We start from the raw sequence: 17,813 nt of genomic DNA, 5'->3' as shown, positions 1-17,813 counted from the left end.
TGAGTAGTTCTCGATTGTCGACGGTTCGGAAAGGATCGGTGATGACCGGCACGGTGACCAAGGCGGCGACCGCCACCAAATACATGTCGTGGGTGACGCTCGCGCTCATGACCACCTCCTCGGTGGCGAGTCTGCGCGCCGCGCCGACCATGGCGGTCTACGGTCTGGCCTGCGTCTTCCTCTATCTGCTGCCCGCGCTGCTGTTCCTGCTGCCGACCGCGTTCGTGGCCGCCGAGCTGGCCTCGGGCTGGACCGGCGGGGTGTACAAGTGGGTGGGGGAGGGCCTTTCGCAGCCGCTGGGGTTCCTGGCGGTGTGGTGTCAGTTCGCCATGACCATCTTCTATTACCCGAGTCTCTTGGCTTATGTGGCAAGCACTTTCGCCTACATCATCAATCCGTCGCTGGCCGCCAACGGGACCTATGTGGCCATCGTCATCATCACCATCTACTGGGTCGCGGTGTACGTGTCCTCGCAGGGCACCAAAACCGTTGCGGGACTGTCGAGTATGGGTCTCATCATCGGGACGCTGATTCCCGGGGCGCTGCTGGTGATACTCGGATTCGTATTCCTGGCGCAGGGCAATCCGTCCGCCGCGCCGATGGACAGCGGGCACCTGCTCCCCGCCTGGACCGGCCTGGCGAGCCTGGTGCTCATCGTCAACAACTTCCTGTCGTACGCGGGCATGGAGATGAACGCCGTGCACGTGTCGTCGCTGAAGGATCCGGGCAAGGAATACCCGAAGGCCATGGCCATGGCCGTCGGCCTGGTGCTGCTCATCTTCATCGTGCCCGCGGTGGTGATCAGCTGGGTGGTGCCGTCGAAGAACCTGAGCCTCACCGCCGGCGTCATGCAGGCGTTCGACGGGTTCTTCAGCCACTTCCACATCGGCTTCCTGACCCCGGTGCTGGGCATCATGCTGGTGGCGGCGGCGCTGGGCGGCATGCTCACCTGGCTGGCCGGGCCGTCCAAGGGGCTGCTGCTGATCGGGCGCAAGGAAGGCTATCTGCCGCCCATCCTGACCCGGATGAACAAGCATGGCGTGCAACAGAACATGCTGGTCGCCCAGGGCATCGTGACCACTCTGCTGGCGTTGCTCTACGCCTTCATCCCCGACGTCTCCAGCGCCTACTGGATCCTGTCGGTGATCACCACCCAGGTGTATCTGATCATGTACGTGCTCATGTTCGTGGCCGCGATTCGCCTGCGCCGCAACCAGCCCGACCATCCCCGCGGGTACAAGGCTCCCGCGTTGGTGGCCCTGTGCGGGCTCGGCACCGCGGCCTCCATCGCGGCCTTCCTGATCGGATTCGTGCCGCCCTCGCAGTACGGCAACGGCAATGCCCTGAGCTACGTGCTGCTCATCGGTGCCGGAATGGGCGTGGTCGGCCTGCTCATCCCGTACCTGTTCTTCCGATTCCGCAAGCCCGGCTGGAAGATCGACGTTCCGCAGGAGGCGCTGGCATGAGCGACGGATTCGATTTCGAGGGCGCGCCCGAACGCGCCCGGCGGCTGGTCTACATCTCGGTGGCCGTGGTGCTGGTGGCGCTCGCGGTGGGCGGGGCCATCATCTTCAAGCGGGACCACTCCAGCGACGAGGCGCTGCGCAAGGCGCAGGTGCTGCAATCCCGTTTGGTGGCAGCGGGTTTCGACGCACCGGACCCGCAGGTGATCGCCGATTCGCTGGGTGAGGACGGTGGGCTGGTGTGCTCCGACCCGTCCTCTCCGCTCATCAAGGCCCGCTACAACGAGGCCATCAGCAATGGCGCGTCCGGGCCCGGGAGCCGGCCCGTCATCGCCGACACCGATGTCTTCACCGCCACCTCGCTGGCCATCGAGACCTATTGCCCGGACAAGCTGGCCGCCTATCTGGAAACCACCGGTCACCTCAAAAGGGGTGGCACGCTGAAACCCGATACCGCCAAGTGATCAGGAGGACCTCATGACCACAACCGCAGGGGTGCGGGAGGATTCGAAGGTGGCCGCGCTGCGCGCCGCCGTCAAGGAACTCATGCCGCGCGCGAAGAGTGATCTCACGCAGCTGGTTTCGTTCAAATCCGTCTACGACGCCCGGCAGTTTCCGATCGAGGAGTGCGAGAAGACCGCGCAGTGGGTGGCCGACGCCTTCGAGGCGGAAGGACTCACCGACGTGGGCCTGCACAAGACCCCCGACGGCAGCAATGCCGTGGTGGCGCGCAGCAAGACCCCGGCGGGCAAGCCGACGGTCATGCTCTACTGCCACTACGACGTGCAGCCGCCGCTCGGCGACGACGCCTGGAAGACCCCCGTCTGGCAGCTCACCGAGCAGGACGGCCGCTGGTACGGACGCGGCGCGGCCGACTGCAAGGGCAATATCGTCATGCACCTGACCGCGCTGCGCGCACTGCGCAAGGTCTACGGCGACGACTTCCCGGTCGGGCTGGTGCTGGTGTCCGAGGGCTCCGAGGAACAGGGCACGGGCGGCCTCGAGGAGTTCGTGCCCGGCAATGTGGACCTGCTGCGCGCCGACACCCTGCTGATCTGTGACTGCGGCAATTTCGAGGTCGGCGTCCCGACCTTCACCCAGACGCTGCGCGGCAATGTGAACGTGCTGGTCACGGTCGAAACCCTGTCCGGCCCCATGCATTCCGGCATGTTCGGCGGTCCGGCTCCGGACGCGCTGGCGGCCATGATCCAGCTGCTGGGCACCCTGCGTGACGCCGACGGCAACACCACCGTCGACGGCCTGCGCAACGATCAGGTGTGGGACGGTCACGACTACCCGTCCGCTCAATTCCGTTCCGACGCCGGAGTTCTCGACGGTGTGGACCTGATCGGCGGCGGCCGGGTGGCCGATATGCTCTGGGCCCGACCGGCGCTCACCGTCCTCGGCATGGATGTCCCGCCCGTGGTCGGTTCCTCGGCGGCCATCCAGCCGAAGACCCGCGCCCGCCTCAACCTGCGCATCCCGCCGGGCATCAAGCCCGACGACGCACTGAAAGCCCTGACTGCACACCTGAAGTCGCACGCCCCCTGGCACGCGAAGGTGACCGTGGAGACCGAGGCCACCGGCTCCCCCTTCGTCGGCTCCACCGACGGCCCGGCCCGCAGCGCCATGGAGGCGGCCATGCAGGCCGCCTACGGCCGCCCCGCCACCACCGAGGGCCAGGGCGGCTCCATCCCGCTGTGCAATGTCTTCGCCGACACCTACCCGCAGGCGGAGATCATGCTCATGGGCGTCGAGGAACCCAAGTGCCTCATCCACGCCCCCAACGAAAGCGTCGACCCCACCGAGATCGAGAACATGGCCCTCACCGTGGCCCTGTTCCTCGCCTCCTACCGTTGACGCTGGTGGGAGATCCTTTTTCACAATTCCACCGCTAATCTGTCGCAAACAGTGAAGTATGAACTGGTCGGATCGTCGGTATCTCGACATTTCCCTCCAGCTCGCGCCGCCGGGTGGTGCCTCGACCTGCCCGGCGGTGCGGCCCCAAATCCGCTGCCGCTTGCTTCGATGGCAATTCGATAGCAAACTCGGGTACCGGTAGTACGAAGACCACAGCACGCCCGGCGACCGCTAGGAGAGCTCGTGTCCGTCTATCTGTACCGGTGGGGCAAGTTCGCGTATCAGCGGAAGTGGATTGTGCTGCCGGTCTGGCTGATCCTGTTCGTCGTGCTCGGCATCCTCGGGATCGCCCTCCAGAAGCCGATGAGCAACTCTTTCGACATCCCGAACCTGCCGTCGGAGCGGGCCAATCAGATTCTCGACAAGCACTTCCCGGGCATGTCGCAGGCGTACAAGTTCGACGCGGTCACCGGCGTGTACGTGATCGGCGCACCGGCCGGCACCAAACTCACCTCGGACGAGAACCGGCAGGCGCTCGACGGGCTGGTGCAGAAGCTCAACGAGCTCGGCATCGTCGACCACACCAAGCCGCTCGCCTCCCCGCTCGTCTCGGCCGAGCAGATGGGCTGTCTCACCGGCGACCGCAATGCCCGGGACTTCGTGAGCAAATGCAGCAACGCGCCGCTGAACGTGCTCAACCCCGATGAGCCCGATACCGTCGCCGTGCTCAGCGTGCCGTTCACCATCAAGGATTTCGGGGCGATCACCGCCGACGACCGCAAGGCCGCCTACGACGTGGCCGACGACGCCCGCACTGCCGGGCTCACCGTGGAGCTGTCCGGCACCATCGCCATGGAACAGACGCAGCCGAGCGGTAAATCCGAGATGGTCGGCATGGCCTTCGCCTTCGTGGTGATGATCGTCTGCTTCGGTGCGATCGTCGCGGCCTTCGTGCCGATCATCACCGCCGTCGTCGGCCTCGGCGCGGCCACCATGATGATCTTCCTGGGCACGTCCTTCCTGGACGTCCCCAGTTTCACCACCTTCCTGGCGTCCATGATCGGTATCGCGCTGTCCATCGACTACGCGCTGTTCATCGTGTCCCGCTACAAACATGAACTGTCGGTACAGGATTCACCCGCCGAGGCAGCGGGCGTGGCGCTGGGCACGGCCGGTTCGGCCGTCGTGTTCGCCGGTCTGACCGTGATCATCGCCCTGGTCGGGCTGAGCATCGTGGGCGTGCGGTTCCTGACCTTCATGGGTCTGGGCGGTGCGATCGCGGCCGGTTTCGCCGTGCTGGTGGCGCTGACGCTGATGCCCGCGCTGCTCGGCGCGTTCGGTGGCTCCATCTTCAAACCGAAGTTGCCGCTGGTCGCCCAGGGTGACCCCGAGGACGACACCCAGGTCACCAATGGCGTGCGGGTCGCCCGGGTGATCGGCCGGGTGCCCGTGCTCACCCTGATCCTGAGCATCATCGTGCTGGGCCTGATCGCCGCGCCCGCCACCCACCTGCAACTCGGCCTGCCCGGCGAGGACAGCCTGCCCAAGACCTCCACCGCGCGCAAGGCGTACGAGCTGCGCACCCACGGGTTCGGCGCGGGCAGCAATGGCGTGCTGCAGGTCGCGGTCGACCTGTCGAATGTCGCGCCCGATCAGCGCCAGGCCGCACTCACCGCGCTGCACGACAAGCTCGCCGCGTACTCGGATATGAACTACGTGACCGATCCGGTGCTGAGCCAGGACGGGCAGGGCGCGCGGTTCGAAGGCGTGCCGAAGACCGGACCGAACGACCAGAGCACCAAGGACCTGGTCCGGGACGCCCGCGATGCCGAGGCGAAGCTCAATGCCGACTACGGCATGCAGTACGGAATCACCGGCACCACAGCGATTTACGCCGATATCGACCATGTGCTGCTGGGCAAGATCGTGCCCTATCTGGCCATTGTGGCGGGCGCGGCCTTCCTGCTGCTGATCGCCGTATTCCGTTCCGTCCTGGTGCCTTTGACCGCGGCGCTGGGCTTCCTGCTGTCCATGGCCGCCACCTTCGGCGCGACGGTCGCCATCTTCCAGGACGGCAAACTCGGCATCATCTCCGAACCGCGGCCGATCATCAGCTTCATGCCGATCATGTTGATCGGCTTGGTCTTCGGCCTCGCCATGGACTACCAGGTGTTCCTGGTGACCCGCATGCGCGAGGAGTTCGTGCACGGGCAACCGCCGAAGGAAGCCATGATCAAGGGCTACCACCACGGCGCGCGCGTGGTGACCTCCGCCGCGGTCATCATGATCTTCGTCTTCGGCTCCTTCATGATGGAGCCCGACATCAGCGCCAAGTCCATGGGCTTCGCCCTGGCGGCCGGTGTCTTCTTCGACGCCTTCCTGGTCCGCATGGTCCTCATCCCGTCTCTGCTGGTGCTCATGGGCAAGTGGGCGTGGTGGATCCCGGCCTGGCTGAGCAGGATCGTGCCGGATATCGACGTGGAGGGCGCGCGCCTGCGCGAGATCCAGGCCCGGGAGGCCGAGGCGGGGCAGGAAGAGGTACTTACACGTTGACAATGCATGGTGCTCTGTAAAGACTCCTGAGCGTGCGCGACAGCAGTCATTTCCAGTGGTATGTCATCCCGTTGCTGCTGGTGGTCATCTACATCTATGCGACCGAGGTCGAGCGCCGGAACTGGAACGTGCTGTTCGCCGGGCTGGCGCTGTGGGGCATGGACTGGTTCAACGAGATCTGGAACTCGCTGGTCTTCCACGCCACCGGCCGTGCGCCCGTGTGGGGCACCAGCGGGCCGACGGCCTATCAGATCCTCATCGGCCTCAATATCGAGATCTGCTTCATGTTCGCCATCATGGGCGTGGCGGCCGCGAAGATGCTGCCGCCCAAGGAGACCCGCATCTTCGGCCTCCCCAACCGTCCGGTGCTGATCGCCGCGAACTCGGCCGCCGCCGTGGGCGTCGAAGTCCTGCTCAACAAGGCCGGCGTCCTCACCTGGGACTGGTCCTGGTGGCACGCCAGCTTCCCGTACCTGATCTGGCTGATCGGCTACGTCCCGTTCTTCATCGCCTGCTTCTGGGTGCATGATCTACCCACCGTGCGCTCGAAAGTCCTTGCCGTGGGCGCGATTCTGGGCATCGACGCCCTGGCCCTGCTGGTCTTCGGTTCGCTCGGTTGGCTGTAATGCGCTCGGAATGATCAGAATTCGGCGTGGTCCTCGGGTTCTATGATCTTGAATTCGGTATTCGCGGGCCCCATTTCGTTCAGGCGACCGAAATAGATGCCCTGCGCTTCGGGGACGATGATGCCGTAGTGGATGGGGAAGGCGACGCGGGGATTGACGGCCCGGAGGTAATCCACCGCCTCGCTCATTCGCATCCAGGGTGCGACCGCGGGAATGGCGAGTACGCCCACCGGAGTGGGCGGTACCCACAGGGAATCTCCGGGATGCACGAGTTGTGCCGGATCCTCCGGGGTGCCGAGTTGGAAAACGGTGTTGTCGATGACGGGGATTTCGGGATGAATGACCGCGTGCCGGCCACCACCGCCGGTTATCTGGACATCACCGACTTTTAGGACATTTCCGGCATAGACGGCTTCCCAGGGTTCACCGCGCTGCTGCGCCGTCTGCGGATCCGACAGCAGCCTGGCCTGGGGATTGGCGTCGATGAGCGCCTGGATCCGATTCGGGCAGATGTGGTCCGGATGTTGATGGGTGACCGCGATGGCGTCCAATCCGGTGATGCCCTCGAAACCGTGCGAAAAGGTGCCCGGATCGAAAAGAACCCGGATGCCGTTCATCTCCACGAGAATGCAGGAATGTCCGAAATGGGCTATGCGCATACGTAACCGTAGCTCCGTCCAAGCCGCAGTGCCTGGACTCCGGCCGAGCTTGGAGGTTCCGCTGTGTCGGCGGCCACAACCGGCTTGCCCCGAAGGTTGGGCGCGTAGCCATAGCAACTAGTCTGAGCAGCGAACCAGCCCGGCTTTCTCGTGCCGGGCCCGCCCCACCAGCTGAGGAGCAACGCGTGGCACGTGTCGTGGTCGAGGTGATGCCGAAGGCCGAGATCCTGGACCCCCAGGGGCAAGCCATTGTCGGCGCGCTGGGGCGTCTCGGACATCCCGGTATCTCGGATGTGCGGCAGGGCAAGCGATTCGAGCTCGACGTGGATGACAATGTCACCGACGCCGACCTGGAGAAGATCGCCGAATCGCTGCTGGCCAACGTCGTGATCGAGGACTGGAAGGTCGTCCGGCTGTGAGCGCTCGCATCGGTGTCATCACCTTCCCGGGCACGCTCGATGATGTCGATGCGGCCCGCGCGGTGAAACTGGCCGGGTCCGAGCCGGTTTCGCTGTGGCACGCCGACGCCGACCTCAAGCAGGTCGACGCGGTCGTGGTCCCCGGTGGCTTCTCCTACGGCGACTACCTGCGTGCGGGTGCCATCGCCTCCATGGCCCCGGTCATGGGCGAGGTCATCAAGGCCGCCCAGGGCGGCATGCCGATCCTGGGCATCTGCAACGGTTTCCAGATCCTGTGCGAGGCGGGCCTGCTGCCGGGCGCGCTGACCCGCAACGAGGGCCTGCACTTCCTCTGCCGCGACCAGTGGCTGACCGTCGAACAGACCGATACCGCCTGGACCTCGCGTTATGAGAAGGGCGCGCAGATCCTGGTGCCGGTCAAGAACGCCGAGGGCCGCTTCCAGGCCTCCGAGCAGGTGCTCGACGAGCTCGAGGGCGAGGGCCGCGTGGTCTTCCGCTACGCGGGCGGCAACCCCAACGGCTCGCAGCGCGACATCGCGGGCATCACCTCGGCCAACCGCCGGGTGGTCGGCCTGATGCCGCATCCGGAGCACGCCACCGAGCCGCTCACCGGCCCCAGCGATGACGGCCTGGGTCTGTTCCTGTCCGTGCTGGACAGCCTCGTCTCGGCTTAAATACCGTCCAGAATCTCGAAGTCGACGCCGCCCGCCCTGGCCATCCAGGTCGGGCGGATCGCTTGATTGCCCTCGAAACCGACCTCACCCCAAGGGGTTTCGATGACGGGCCGGTCCGCGACCGCTCGCTGGATGCGCCGCACATCCATCGATCCCGCCAGCTCCGCCATCCCGCGCAGCGTGTGAATGGCCTCGTAGCTGGTATTGCTGAAATTGGTGAGCGAGGGCGCGAACCAGCCGTGCAGCTTGTGATACCGGTCCAGCCGCTCCCGATCGTGCGGCCCGTTGACGAAGAATCCCGACGGCACGAACAGATTGTGGTTGGCCCCGCCGCCCGCGGCCAGCAGGACGTTCTCATCCACCGCCGGACTCACCCGCACCTGCTGATCCGACCGTCCGGTCCGGGAGAACTGCAGGTTGAAGCGCGCGACATCGGCCCCGACCAGCAGCACGATGATGCCGTCGGCCTGATCCAGTAGCGGATCACTCAGGAACCGCCGGAAATCGCGGGTTCCCATGGGCACGAACATCTCCAGCGGAATCAGTTCCGGATCCAGCAGCGTGGCCCGGATGGCCTGCGCGGTGCGCCGCGGCCACACGTAGTCGTTGCCGATGATCGCCCAGCGTCGCGCCTCGAAGGAACGCTGCAGCCAGTCCAGCGCGGGCAGGATCTGATGCCCCGGATCGGCGCCGATCATGAACAGCCCGTCGGGCGCGGCCGCATCCGATCCCTCGTGGTCGGTGGCGAAAAGATAGGGCACCCGGCCCGCCGTGACCTGCTCCACCGCCCGCCGCACCGCCGAGGTGTGCCAGCCGGTCACCGCGGCCACCATGCCCGTCGCCAGCAGCGCCGATACTTCTCCGGCCACCACGTGCGGTTCCCGCCCGCCGTCAATGTGGGTGACGCGCAATTCCCTTCCCAGAATTCCGGCACCGGAGTTGATTTCCGACAACGCCAAAGAAATGGCGGCCTCACAGGAAGGTGCGAAGATTCCACCCGGACCTTGCTGGGGAACTATGTTGATGATCTCGAAGATGTTCTCGGGATTCCCGTCGAACGGGGACATCGGTTACCCTTCCCCTGGTTCAAGCGGTTTTCTGACGGGCGGGAAATATGGCGACAATTCTAGGTGGATTTTCCACCTTGCATGGAGCCCTCCGGGCGGCCGAACGGAGTTGGCTTCGTCACCTGGATGCCGCTCTGTGTGCGCGCCGACTCACCGCGGATCAATGGTGCATGCTCGCGAATCTGTCCGCTGACATCGGCATCACCATGAGCGAGCTGGCCGGCCGCACGCAACTGCCGCCGTCCTCGGCGACCCGCCATGCCGACCATCTCGCCGAGCGCGGCCTCATCTTCCGGGTGGCCGCCGCCGACGACCGGCGTCGCATTCTCATCGGACTGAGCCGTCGCGGTGAGGAACTCGTCGAGGAGGTGCGGGCCGAGGAGGCGCGCGCCGAGGCCGAAATGCGCCGCAGTCTCGGAAGTGACGATTACCTGGAGCTGGTCCGCCTGCTCGGCCGCGTCGCCGAAGCGCCCCTGCCGGAGTAGGCAACCGCCGTTGCCGGAGTGGGCAACGCGAGTCCCCGGGTCGATCTGAGCCGCGGGTGCTTAGGATCGTGCACATGCCCGTTGCCGAGACCACCGCGACCGCCGCCGGACTGTGCGAATTCATCGACGCGTCCCCGTCGCCGTTCCACGTGTGCCGCACTGTCGCAGCGGAACTCGACGATCACGGCTTCACCCGCCTGTCCGAGGCGGCCGCCTGGCCGTCCAGCAGCGCGGGCCGCTACTACGTGGTGCGCGGCGGATCCCTGGTGGCCTGGGCCGACGGCGGGCCGGGCGCGAACCCCGGGTTCCGCGTCGGGCAGTCCACCCCGTTCCGGGTGGTCGGCGCGCACACCGACAGCCCCAATCTGCGGGTGAAGCAGCATCCGGATCTGGCCTCGGCGGGCTGGCAGCTGGTCGGGCTGGAACCCTACGGCGGCGCCTGGCTGAACTCGTGGCTGGACCGCGATCTCGGCATCTCCGGCCGGTTGTCGGTGCGGGACGGAAATGTGGTGCGGGAGCGCCTGATTCGCATCGACGAACCGATCCTGCGGGTGCCGCAGCTGGCCATCCACCTGTCGGAGGATCGGCGCGGGGTGCAGCTGGATCCGCAGCGGCATGTGAACGCGGTCTGGGGGATCGGCGGCGAACCGCGCTCGTTCATGACGTTCCTGGCCGAACGCTGCGGCATCGAAGCCGACGCCATCCTCGGCTGGGAGTTGATGACCCATGATCTGGTGCCGTCCAAGCTGATCGGCCGTGATCTGGATCTGGTGAGCGCGCCCCGGCTCGACAATCAGGTCACCTGCTACGCCGGACTGCGCGCCTTCCTGGCCGCCATCGCCGAACCCGGTGCGGCGGTGCCGGTGCTGGCCATGTTCGACCATGAAGAGGTCGGCAGCCAGTCCGACCGCGGCGCGCAATCCGAACTGCTGCCCACCATGCTGGAGCGCATCGTGCTCACCCGTGGCGGTGGCCGCGCCGAATACCTGGCGGCACTGGCCGGTTCGATCTGCGCGTCCGGCGATATGGCCCACGCGACGCACCCCAACTATCCGGAGCGGCACGAGCCCGCGCACCGCATCGAGGTCAACGGCGGTCCGGTGCTGAAGGTCAACCAGAACCTGCGCTACGCCACCGACGCCACCGGCGCGGGCGCGTTCGTGCTGGCCTGCGCCCAGGCCAAGGTGCCGGTGCAGCGCTACGTCCACCGCGCCGACCTGCCCTGCGGATCCACCATCGGCCCGATGACCGCGGCCCGCACCGGCATGCCGACCGTGGATGTCGGTGCGGCCCAGCTGGCCATGCACTCGGCCCGCGAAATGATGGGCGCCGCAGACGTTCCCGCCTACGCCTCCGCGCTGGCCGCGTTCCTCACGCCCGAAGCGACGCGCTAAGCGTCGACCCGGTCCGTGGCGGGGCGGTACATCAGTGCCGCCACCACGAAGGCCCCGAACGTGAACAGCACATAGCTGTTTCCGATGAGCTGCTGCCACCAGTTCCAGGTGAGTTCGCGATCGCCGTTGTGCGGGAGCAGCCACATCGGGCCGATGGCGAACATGACCACGGCCAGCCCGACCGCGCTCAGGAACCACGGATTGCGGCGGCCGCGGGCGACGGCGTCGGCGGCCACCAGCAGGGCGGGCGCGACCCACACCCAGTGGTGCGACCAGGAGACCGGCGAAACCAGCAGCACCGCAGCGGCATTCACCATCAGGGCGGCGACGGTCTCACCGTCGTCCAGCAGGCGCTTCATCCACATCGCGGCCAGCACGATGGCGATCACCGACAGGATCAGCCACAGCACCGTCGACACCGAGGTGGAGTAGCCGAGCCGGAATACGAAGCCCTTGATGGACTGATTGCCCGCGTACCAGGGCGGTCCGATGCGGCCGGTGTCCGACAGCGTGTGGAACCAGTACTGCACCGAATCGTGCGGGAAGATCGCGAATCCCACCAGGACCGCGCCGAAGGTCGACGCGATCAGGGTGAGCGCGCCCTTCCAGTCCTTGCGCAGCAGGAAGTAGAGCAGGTAGCCGCCGGGGGTCAGCTTCACCGACACCGCGATGCCGATCAGCATGCCGCGCGGCCAGAACGGCTTGCGCGCCAGGCAATCCAGCGCCACCGCCGCCATCAGTACCAGGTTGATCTGCCCGAACCCGTAGGTCTCGCGAATCGGTTCCAGCAGTTGCAGCAGACCCACCGCGCCGATGACGATCGCGATTCGGGTGGGCCGGGGCAGGAACGGCCGCAGCCGATCCAGCACCAGCCACAGCGTCACCGCCAGCGACGCGAGCGACACCAGCAGCACCGCCCACTCGGCGACGGCCAGCGGCATCAGCGCCAGCGGCGCGAAGAACAGCGCGGCCAGCGGGGGATAGGTGAACGGCAGCCCGATCCCGTAGACCGCGGGCATCGGCCCGTACAGGTCCCGCCCGTCCAGCCAGGCCCGCGCACCGTTGCGATACACCCGTAGATCGATGTATCCGTGCCACTTGGTCACATAACTGATCACCGCGGACACCGCGAACAGCGCGACCGCCAGCATCAACAGCTTTCGCTGCTGTGCAGTCAGCTTTCCCGGTGTGGGCATGGCTTTATCGGTCGGATCCGCGACCCCGGATCGATCGTTCACCGGCTCAGAGTAGCCGGTACCCCGTCGCGGTCGGTTTCATGGGCGCGGGTGTGTGAACCTACGAAGAAAGTGGTCTCGAACACAGCGACAGCCGGGGTAAAGCACGAAAACGCAGGCAATTAGACTCCGTTCGTATATCTCGCCGACTTCCAGCAACGCCGGCAATCGCTCTCGACCTGCCCGGCCGAAAGGACTCTGGTATTCCCGTGACCAGCCACGTCGACACGGTCAGCAACGCCGCGGCCACCTCGGACCACCCGCAGCCCTACAAGGAACTCGGCCTCAAGGACGACGAGTACGCCCGGATCAAGGAGATCCTCGGCCGGCGTCCCACCGACGCCGAGCTGGCCATGTACTCGGTGATGTGGTCGGAGCACTGCTCCTACAAGTCCTCGAAGGTGCACCTGCGCTACTTCGGTGAGACCACCACCGAGGAGATGAAGGCGTCGATGCTCGCCGGTATCGGCGAGAACGCGGGCGTGGTGGACATCGGCGACGGCTGGGCGGTGACCTTCAAGGTCGAATCGCACAACCACCCCTCGTACGTGGAGCCCTACCAGGGTGCGGCCACCGGCGTCGGCGGCATCGTGCGCGACATCATGGCCATGGGCGCGCGCCCGATCGCGGTGATGGACCAGCTGCGCTTCGGCGCGGCCGATCACCCGGACACCCGGCGCGTGGTCGACGGTGTGGTGCGCGGCGTCGGCGGTTACGGCAACTCGCTGGGCCTGCCGAATGTCGGCGGCGAGACCGTGTTCGACTCGTCCTACCAGGGCAATCCGCTCGTGAACGCGCTGTGCGCGGGCGTCATGCGGGTCGAGGACCTGCACCTGGCCTTCGCCTCGGGCGAGGGCAACAAGATCATTCTCTTCGGTGCGCGCACCGGCCTCGACGGCATCGGCGGCGTGTCCGTGCTGGCCTCCGACACCTTCTCCGGCGACGAATCCGGTTCCGGCCGTAAGAAGCTGCCGAGCGTGCAGGTCGGCGACCCGTTCGCCGAGAAGGTCCTCATCGAGTGCTGTCTCGAGCTGTACCACGCCGGACTGGTCGTCGGCATCCAGGACCTCGGCGGTGCCGGACTGTCCTGCGCCACTTCCGAACTGGCCGCGGCCGGTGACGGCGGCATGCTCATCGACCTGGACCAGGTCCCGCTGCGCGCCGCCAATATGACTGCCGCCGAGATCCTTTCGAGCGAGTCGCAGGAGCGCATGTGCGCGGTCGTGACGCCCGAGAACGTGGACGCCTTCATGGCCGTCTGCAAGAAGTGGGATGTCAACGCCAACGTCATCGGTGAGGTCACCGACGGCGACCGCCTGCTCATCACCTGGCACGGCGAGACCGTGGTCGACGTGCCGCCGCGCACCGTCGCCCACCAGGGCCCGGTCTACGAGCGCCCCGTGCAGCGTCCCGCGGATCAGGATGCGCTGAACGCGGATTCGGCCGCCGCCCTCAATCGGCCCAAGACCGGTGACGAACTGCGCGCCACCCTGCTGAAGATGCTGGCCAGCCCGCAGCTGTGCTCGCGCAAGTGGATCACCGAGCAGTACGACCGCTACGTGCGCGGCAACACAGTGCTGGCCGAGAACGCCGACGCCGGTGTCATCCGCATCGACGAGGAGACCGGCCGCGGCATCGCGCTGGCCACCGACGCGTCGGGCCGCTACACCAAGCTGGACCCCTACACCGGCGCGCAGCTGGCGCTGGCCGAGGCGTTCCGCAATGTCGCCGTCACCGGCGCGGTCCCGAAGGCCGTCACCAACTGCCTCAACTTCGGTTCGCCGGAGGATCCGGGCGTCATGTGGCAGTTCCAGCAGGCCGTGCGCGGCCTCGCGGACGGCTGTGCGGCGCTGGGCATTCCGGTCACCGGCGGCAATGTGTCCTTCTACAACCAGACCGGCCAGACCGCCATCCTGCCGACCCCGGTGGTGGGCGTGCTCGGCGTCATCGACGATGTGCACCGCCGCATCCCGACCGGCCTGGGCACCGAGCCGGGCGAGACCCTGATCCTGCTCGGCGAGACCCGCGACGAGCTCGACGGCTCGATCTGGGCGCAGGTCGAGCACGACCACCTCGGCGGCCTGCCGCCCAAGGTCGACCTCGCCCGCGAGCAGCTGATCGCCGACATCCTGGTGTCGGGTTCGCGCGACGGCATGGTCTCCGCCGCCCACGACATCTCCGAGGGCGGTCTGATCCAGACCGTCGTGGAGGCCGCGCTGGCCGGCGAAACCGCCTGCCGCATCATCATTCCCGAGGGTGCGGATCCGTTCGTCACCCTGTTCTCCGAGTCCGCGGGCCGTGTCCTGGTGGCCGTGCCGCGCTCGGAGGAGACCCGCTTCAGCAAGATGTGCGACGCCCGCGGCCTGCCGTGGGTGCGCATCGGCGTGGTCGACGACGGCTCGGACTCGGTCGAGGTGCAGGGCCAGTTCACCGTCAAGCTGGACGAACTGCGCGCCACCCACGAGGCCACCCTCCCGGCCCTGTTCGGCAACTCCGACCACTGATCGGGTAGCGCCACACACGACGAAGCCCGCCGAATCCGGTACTCCGCGTATCGGATTCGGCGGGCTTTCGCGTGCTCGGGTACTACTACGAGAGGCTGCCCAGCAGCGGGCCGATGACCGGAATCGAACTCGCGCTACCGGTTCCGCCCGTGGCGGCGGGGGTCGGCGTGCAGCTGGCCCCGGCGGGAGCGGTCTGCACGACGTTGATGTCGGCGAGCATGTCGTCGACGATCGCGTTGGGGCCCTTCACCGAGTCGTAGGCGTTCGCGTTGAGGGTGGTGGCTCCCGCGTAGGTGGGCGTCCATTTCACGGTCATGCCCTGGCCCGCGACGTAGGGCACCGTATCGATGACGACGAGGCCACCCTCCGGATACGTAGCCCATCCGAACTGGATGTCCGCGTAGCCCGACGCTTGGGCCATGAGGGCCGTGGCATCGGCGGCGGCCAGTGTGATCGTGTACGTGGTGCCGACGCAGTAGGCCGTCGAAGGCTGCAACTGCAAGGTGTTGACCACTCCTGCGGAGGCGGTCGAGGCGGTCACGATCGTGGCCACCCCCGCCGCCGCCAGCGCAGCGAACCCGACACTCGATCGACCGAGGACCGACATTTTCATACTTGGCTACCCCATTTGTGCAAGCCCCTCGTCTATCAAAGGGGTCGAGGCAGCTTAGCCAGCCGGTGGACACTCCGTCAGTGAATCGGGACTTCAGTTGATCTTGAACGGATCGTGCTCGGCCATCAGCTTTTCCATCCGGGCCTCGTCGATGCGGTGCGTGACTTTCGAGGACTCATGCTGATCGCGAATGACTTTCGCGAGAGTGAAGCAGCTGCTCACCAGGAACAGCGTTGCCATCAGGAGGAATCCGCGCTGCCACATATCCAGGGGCAGGTAGGCGATGCCGATTATCAAGGCGGAGAAGCTGATTCCGAAGGCGATCATGGCCTGAGCCAGAAACGCGGTGGTGCTCTTGTTCTGGGCGTTCGGGGTGCTCATGGTCGTCGATTCTGTCGACGCGCCCCCATGATCGACCGAGTACAACTACTCGAGCACCGTGGGTAGATACTTGACCGGTGCCCGAACCCGTCGACGCTCTGACACGGTTGCGCACGCGGGGCACCGTGCTCTACGCGCGCGGCGTGGTGGCGTACCGGAAACTGTTCCGGCGCGGGTGGGGTCGCAAGGTCGCGGTATTCGCGCGGCAGGTCGAGGACATCATCGACCTCAATCACACCGGGCTCGTGGTCGCGACCATCTTCTTCGCCTGGTCGGTGACACCGTCGCTGGTGCCGCGCGACTGGCTGTTCCAGGGCTTGATCTCCGGCATCAACGCCGCCATCGGGTACGGCGTCGGCTGTGTGTTGCAGTGGTTGTTCCGCAAGTGGATTCGGCCGCGCATCAAGCTCGAGACGCCGCCCGAATGGGTGCGGTACCTGGCCAAGGTGATCGTGGTGATCGCCTGTGCCCTGGTGGCCTATTACATGCTCGTGCTCTCGGCCGACTGGCAGCGCGAGATCACCACGCTCATGGACATGGAGGGCACCACCCGTGCCGCGTACCTGCGCACGGGCGGACTGAGTTTCGCGGTCGGGGCGCTCGTGGTGGCCGTCTACCGGACCGCGCGCGCGGCCGTACGTCTCACGGCTCGGCTGCTCAGCCGGTGGGTGCGGGTGCCACCCGCCTTCGCCCCCGCCCTCGGCGCGCTGCTGCTGACCGTGCTCATCGTGACCCTGTTCAACGGTGTCGCCACCCGCGCCTTCTTCGCGGTCGCCAACTCGGCGTTCAGCGTGCGCAACGACAAGATGACCCCGTACGCCGTGCAGCCCACCAAACCCGAGCGCTCCGGCAGCCCGGCGTCGCTCGCCAAATGGGAGACCCTGGGCTCGGAGGGCCGCTGGTTCGTCTCGCACGGGCCCGACCCCATGCTGATCAGCGCCGTCACGGGAAAGCCCGCGCGCGAACCGATCCGGGTGTACGTAGGGCTGCAATCCGCGGGACAGGACACCACCGAGGAAGACCTGGCGGTCGCCGAACTCGACCGCACCGGGGCCTTCGACCGCAAGGTGCTGGTGCTGGCCACCACCACCGGCACCGGCTGGGTGAACGGGGAAGCCGCCGCCGCACTGGAATACCTGTGGGGCGGCGACACCGCCATCGTGGCCTCGCAGTACTCGTATCTGCCCAGCGTGCTGTCGTTCCTCGCGGACCGGCAGAAGGTGGCGATCAACGGCCGCAAGATGTTCGACGCGATCTACCGGCGCTGGGAGCAGAAGCCGGCGGACCATCGGCCGAAACTGCTGGTATACGGCGAATCCCTGGGCTCGCAGGGCTCGGAGTCGGCCTTCGACGGCCTCGCCGACCTGCGCTCCAAGGTGGACGGCGCACTGTGGGTGGGCCCGCCCAACTCGAATCGCCTGTGGCAGCAGTTCGTCCAACGCCGCGACCCCGGCACCCGCGAAGTGGACCCCATCTACGCCGACGGTCTGGTGGTCCGATTCGCCGCCACCGCTGCCGATCTCGGCAAACCCTCCCCGGACTGGCGCAAGCCGCGCATCGCCTACCTGCAACACCCCTCCGACCCCATCGTCTGGTGGTCCTCGGATCTCATCTTCTCCCAACCGGATTGGCTCTCCGAACCCCGAGGCGCGGACGTCTCCCCGCAAATGCGCTGGTGGCCCTTCGTGACCTTCTGGCAGGTGGTAGCCGACCTCACCAACGCCCAAGGCGTCAGCGACGGCCACGGCCACCGCTACGGCTCCCTCGTCCTCGACGGCTGGGCCGCCATAGCCGCACCCCCGGACTGGACCCCCGAACTCGGCGAACGCATCCGGGTCCAGATCGAACTGGCCGAAGCCTACGAACGAGCGGTCAAATAG

General features: G+C 66.8%; 16 protein-coding genes. 11 read left to right on the top strand and 5 right to left on the bottom strand.

Annotated elements, in window-relative coordinates; translation table 11 throughout:
- The first annotated feature begins 41 nt into the window (after positions 1-41).
- From ACFXHA_RS08475 to ACFXHA_RS08455, 5 genes are all read left to right on the top strand, one after another.
- Positions 42-1,466, top strand: a complete 1,425-nt coding sequence (locus ACFXHA_RS08475; RefSeq protein ID WP_379354356.1) for an APC family permease — start codon at positions 42-44, stop codon at positions 1,464-1,466.
- Complete coding sequence (locus tag ACFXHA_RS08470) at positions 1,463-1,927, top strand: hypothetical protein (protein ID WP_379354355.1); 465 nt, start codon at positions 1,463-1,465, stop codon at positions 1,925-1,927. The genes ACFXHA_RS08475 and ACFXHA_RS08470 overlap by 4 nt, the downstream gene beginning before the upstream one ends.
- Before the next feature lie 13 nt (positions 1,928-1,940).
- Complete coding sequence (locus ACFXHA_RS08465) at positions 1,941-3,323, top strand: dipeptidase (RefSeq protein ID WP_379354353.1); 1,383 nt, start codon at positions 1,941-1,943, stop codon at positions 3,321-3,323.
- A gap of 243 nt (positions 3,324-3,566) precedes the next feature.
- On the top strand, positions 3,567-5,876 hold the full coding sequence (locus tag ACFXHA_RS08460) for an MMPL family transporter (RefSeq protein ID WP_379354351.1): 2,310 nt from the start codon (positions 3,567-3,569) through the stop codon (positions 5,874-5,876).
- A gap of 32 nt (positions 5,877-5,908) precedes the next feature.
- Positions 5,909-6,502, top strand: a complete 594-nt coding sequence (locus tag ACFXHA_RS08455) for a hypothetical protein (RefSeq protein ID WP_379354349.1) — start codon at positions 5,909-5,911, stop codon at positions 6,500-6,502.
- 14 nt (positions 6,503-6,516) lie between these two features.
- On the opposite strand, the gene ACFXHA_RS08450 is transcribed toward ACFXHA_RS08455, so the two are convergent.
- Complete coding sequence (locus tag ACFXHA_RS08450; RefSeq protein ID WP_379354347.1) at positions 6,517-7,161, bottom strand: MBL fold metallo-hydrolase; 645 nt, start codon at positions 7,159-7,161, stop codon at positions 6,517-6,519.
- A 185-nt stretch (positions 7,162-7,346) separates the two neighbouring features.
- Between ACFXHA_RS08450 and purS the strand changes: the two genes are divergently transcribed.
- The gene (purS, locus tag ACFXHA_RS08445) at positions 7,347-7,580 is read left to right on the top strand and encodes a phosphoribosylformylglycinamidine synthase subunit PurS (RefSeq protein WP_328601986.1); all 234 of its coding nucleotides are present in this window, start codon (positions 7,347-7,349) and stop codon (positions 7,578-7,580) included.
- Positions 7,577-8,254 (top strand): phosphoribosylformylglycinamidine synthase subunit PurQ, encoded by a 678-nt coding sequence (purQ, locus tag ACFXHA_RS08440; protein ID WP_379354345.1) that lies wholly within the window; start codon positions 7,577-7,579, stop codon positions 8,252-8,254. The genes purS and purQ overlap by 4 nt, the downstream gene beginning before the upstream one ends.
- Here purQ and ACFXHA_RS08435 read toward each other — a convergent pair.
- Positions 8,251-9,321, bottom strand: coding sequence for a substrate-binding domain-containing protein (locus tag ACFXHA_RS08435; protein WP_379354343.1), 1,071 nt, complete (start codon positions 9,319-9,321; stop codon positions 8,251-8,253). The genes purQ and ACFXHA_RS08435 overlap by 4 nt on opposite strands.
- Positions 9,322-9,368: 47 nt before the next feature.
- On the opposite strand from ACFXHA_RS08435, the gene ACFXHA_RS08430 reads away from it, so the two are divergent.
- Both ACFXHA_RS08430 and ACFXHA_RS08425 read left to right on the top strand, forming a co-directional pair.
- Positions 9,369-9,806 (top strand): MarR family winged helix-turn-helix transcriptional regulator, encoded by a 438-nt coding sequence (locus ACFXHA_RS08430; protein ID WP_379354341.1) that lies wholly within the window; start codon positions 9,369-9,371, stop codon positions 9,804-9,806.
- A gap of 74 nt (positions 9,807-9,880) precedes the next feature.
- Positions 9,881-11,200 (top strand): M18 family aminopeptidase, encoded by a 1,320-nt coding sequence (locus ACFXHA_RS08425; RefSeq protein ID WP_379354339.1) that lies wholly within the window; start codon positions 9,881-9,883, stop codon positions 11,198-11,200.
- Here ACFXHA_RS08425 and ACFXHA_RS08420 read toward each other — a convergent pair.
- Positions 11,197-12,438 (bottom strand): glycosyltransferase 87 family protein, encoded by a 1,242-nt coding sequence (locus tag ACFXHA_RS08420; protein WP_379354337.1) that lies wholly within the window; start codon positions 12,436-12,438, stop codon positions 11,197-11,199. The genes ACFXHA_RS08425 and ACFXHA_RS08420 overlap by 4 nt on opposite strands.
- 206 nt (positions 12,439-12,644) lie before the next feature.
- Here ACFXHA_RS08420 and purL point away from each other — a divergent pair, with 206 nt between their 5' ends.
- Positions 12,645-14,939, top strand: a complete 2,295-nt coding sequence (gene purL, locus ACFXHA_RS08415; RefSeq protein ID WP_379354335.1) for a phosphoribosylformylglycinamidine synthase subunit PurL — start codon at positions 12,645-12,647, stop codon at positions 14,937-14,939.
- Positions 14,940-15,024: 85 nt separating this feature from the next.
- On the opposite strand, the gene ACFXHA_RS08410 is transcribed toward purL, so the two are convergent.
- Both ACFXHA_RS08410 and ACFXHA_RS08405 read right to left on the bottom strand, forming a co-directional pair.
- Positions 15,025-15,552, bottom strand: a complete 528-nt coding sequence (locus ACFXHA_RS08410) for a hypothetical protein (RefSeq protein ID WP_379354333.1) — start codon at positions 15,550-15,552, stop codon at positions 15,025-15,027.
- Between the two features lie 93 nt (positions 15,553-15,645).
- Positions 15,646-15,933, bottom strand: a complete 288-nt coding sequence (locus ACFXHA_RS08405) for a YiaA/YiaB family inner membrane protein (RefSeq protein ID WP_379354331.1) — start codon at positions 15,931-15,933, stop codon at positions 15,646-15,648.
- Positions 15,934-16,010: 77 nt separating this feature from the next.
- Here ACFXHA_RS08405 and ACFXHA_RS08400 point away from each other — a divergent pair, with 77 nt between their 5' ends.
- A complete protein-coding gene (locus tag ACFXHA_RS08400; RefSeq protein ID WP_379354329.1) occupies positions 16,011-17,813 on the top strand; it encodes an alpha/beta hydrolase in 1,803 nt (600 codons plus the stop codon).

The sequence above is a fragment of the Nocardia sp. NPDC059240 genome (genome assembly GCF_042753865.1).
Lineage (GTDB): Bacteria > Actinomycetota > Actinomycetes > Mycobacteriales > Mycobacteriaceae > Nocardia.
This window is presented reverse-complemented; position numbering and strand designations above follow the sequence as displayed.

Bases quoted from the DNA above. Each gene is read 5' to 3' on its own strand.
- ACFXHA_RS08475 (WP_379354356.1), top strand. From the start codon at position 42: ATGACCGGCACGGTGACCAAGGCGGCGACCGCCACCAAATACATGTCG.
- ACFXHA_RS08470 (WP_379354355.1), top strand. From the start codon at position 1,463: ATGAGCGACGGATTCGATTTCGAGGGCGCGCCCGAACGCGCCCGGCGG.
- ACFXHA_RS08465 (WP_379354353.1), top strand. From the start codon at position 1,941: ATGACCACAACCGCAGGGGTGCGGGAGGATTCGAAGGTGGCCGCGCTG.
- ACFXHA_RS08450 (WP_379354347.1), bottom strand. From the start codon at position 7,161: ATGCGCATAGCCCATTTCGGACATTCCTGCATTCTCGTGGAGATGAAC.
- ACFXHA_RS08435 (WP_379354343.1), bottom strand. From the start codon at position 9,321: ATGTCCCCGTTCGACGGGAATCCCGAGAACATCTTCGAGATCATCAAC.
- ACFXHA_RS08430 (WP_379354341.1), top strand. From the start codon at position 9,369: ATGGCGACAATTCTAGGTGGATTTTCCACCTTGCATGGAGCCCTCCGG.
- ACFXHA_RS08425 (WP_379354339.1), top strand. From the start codon at position 9,881: ATGCCCGTTGCCGAGACCACCGCGACCGCCGCCGGACTGTGCGAATTC.
- ACFXHA_RS08410 (WP_379354333.1), bottom strand. From the start codon at position 15,552: ATGAAAATGTCGGTCCTCGGTCGATCGAGTGTCGGGTTCGCTGCGCTG.
- ACFXHA_RS08405 (WP_379354331.1), bottom strand. From the start codon at position 15,933: ATGAGCACCCCGAACGCCCAGAACAAGAGCACCACCGCGTTTCTGGCT.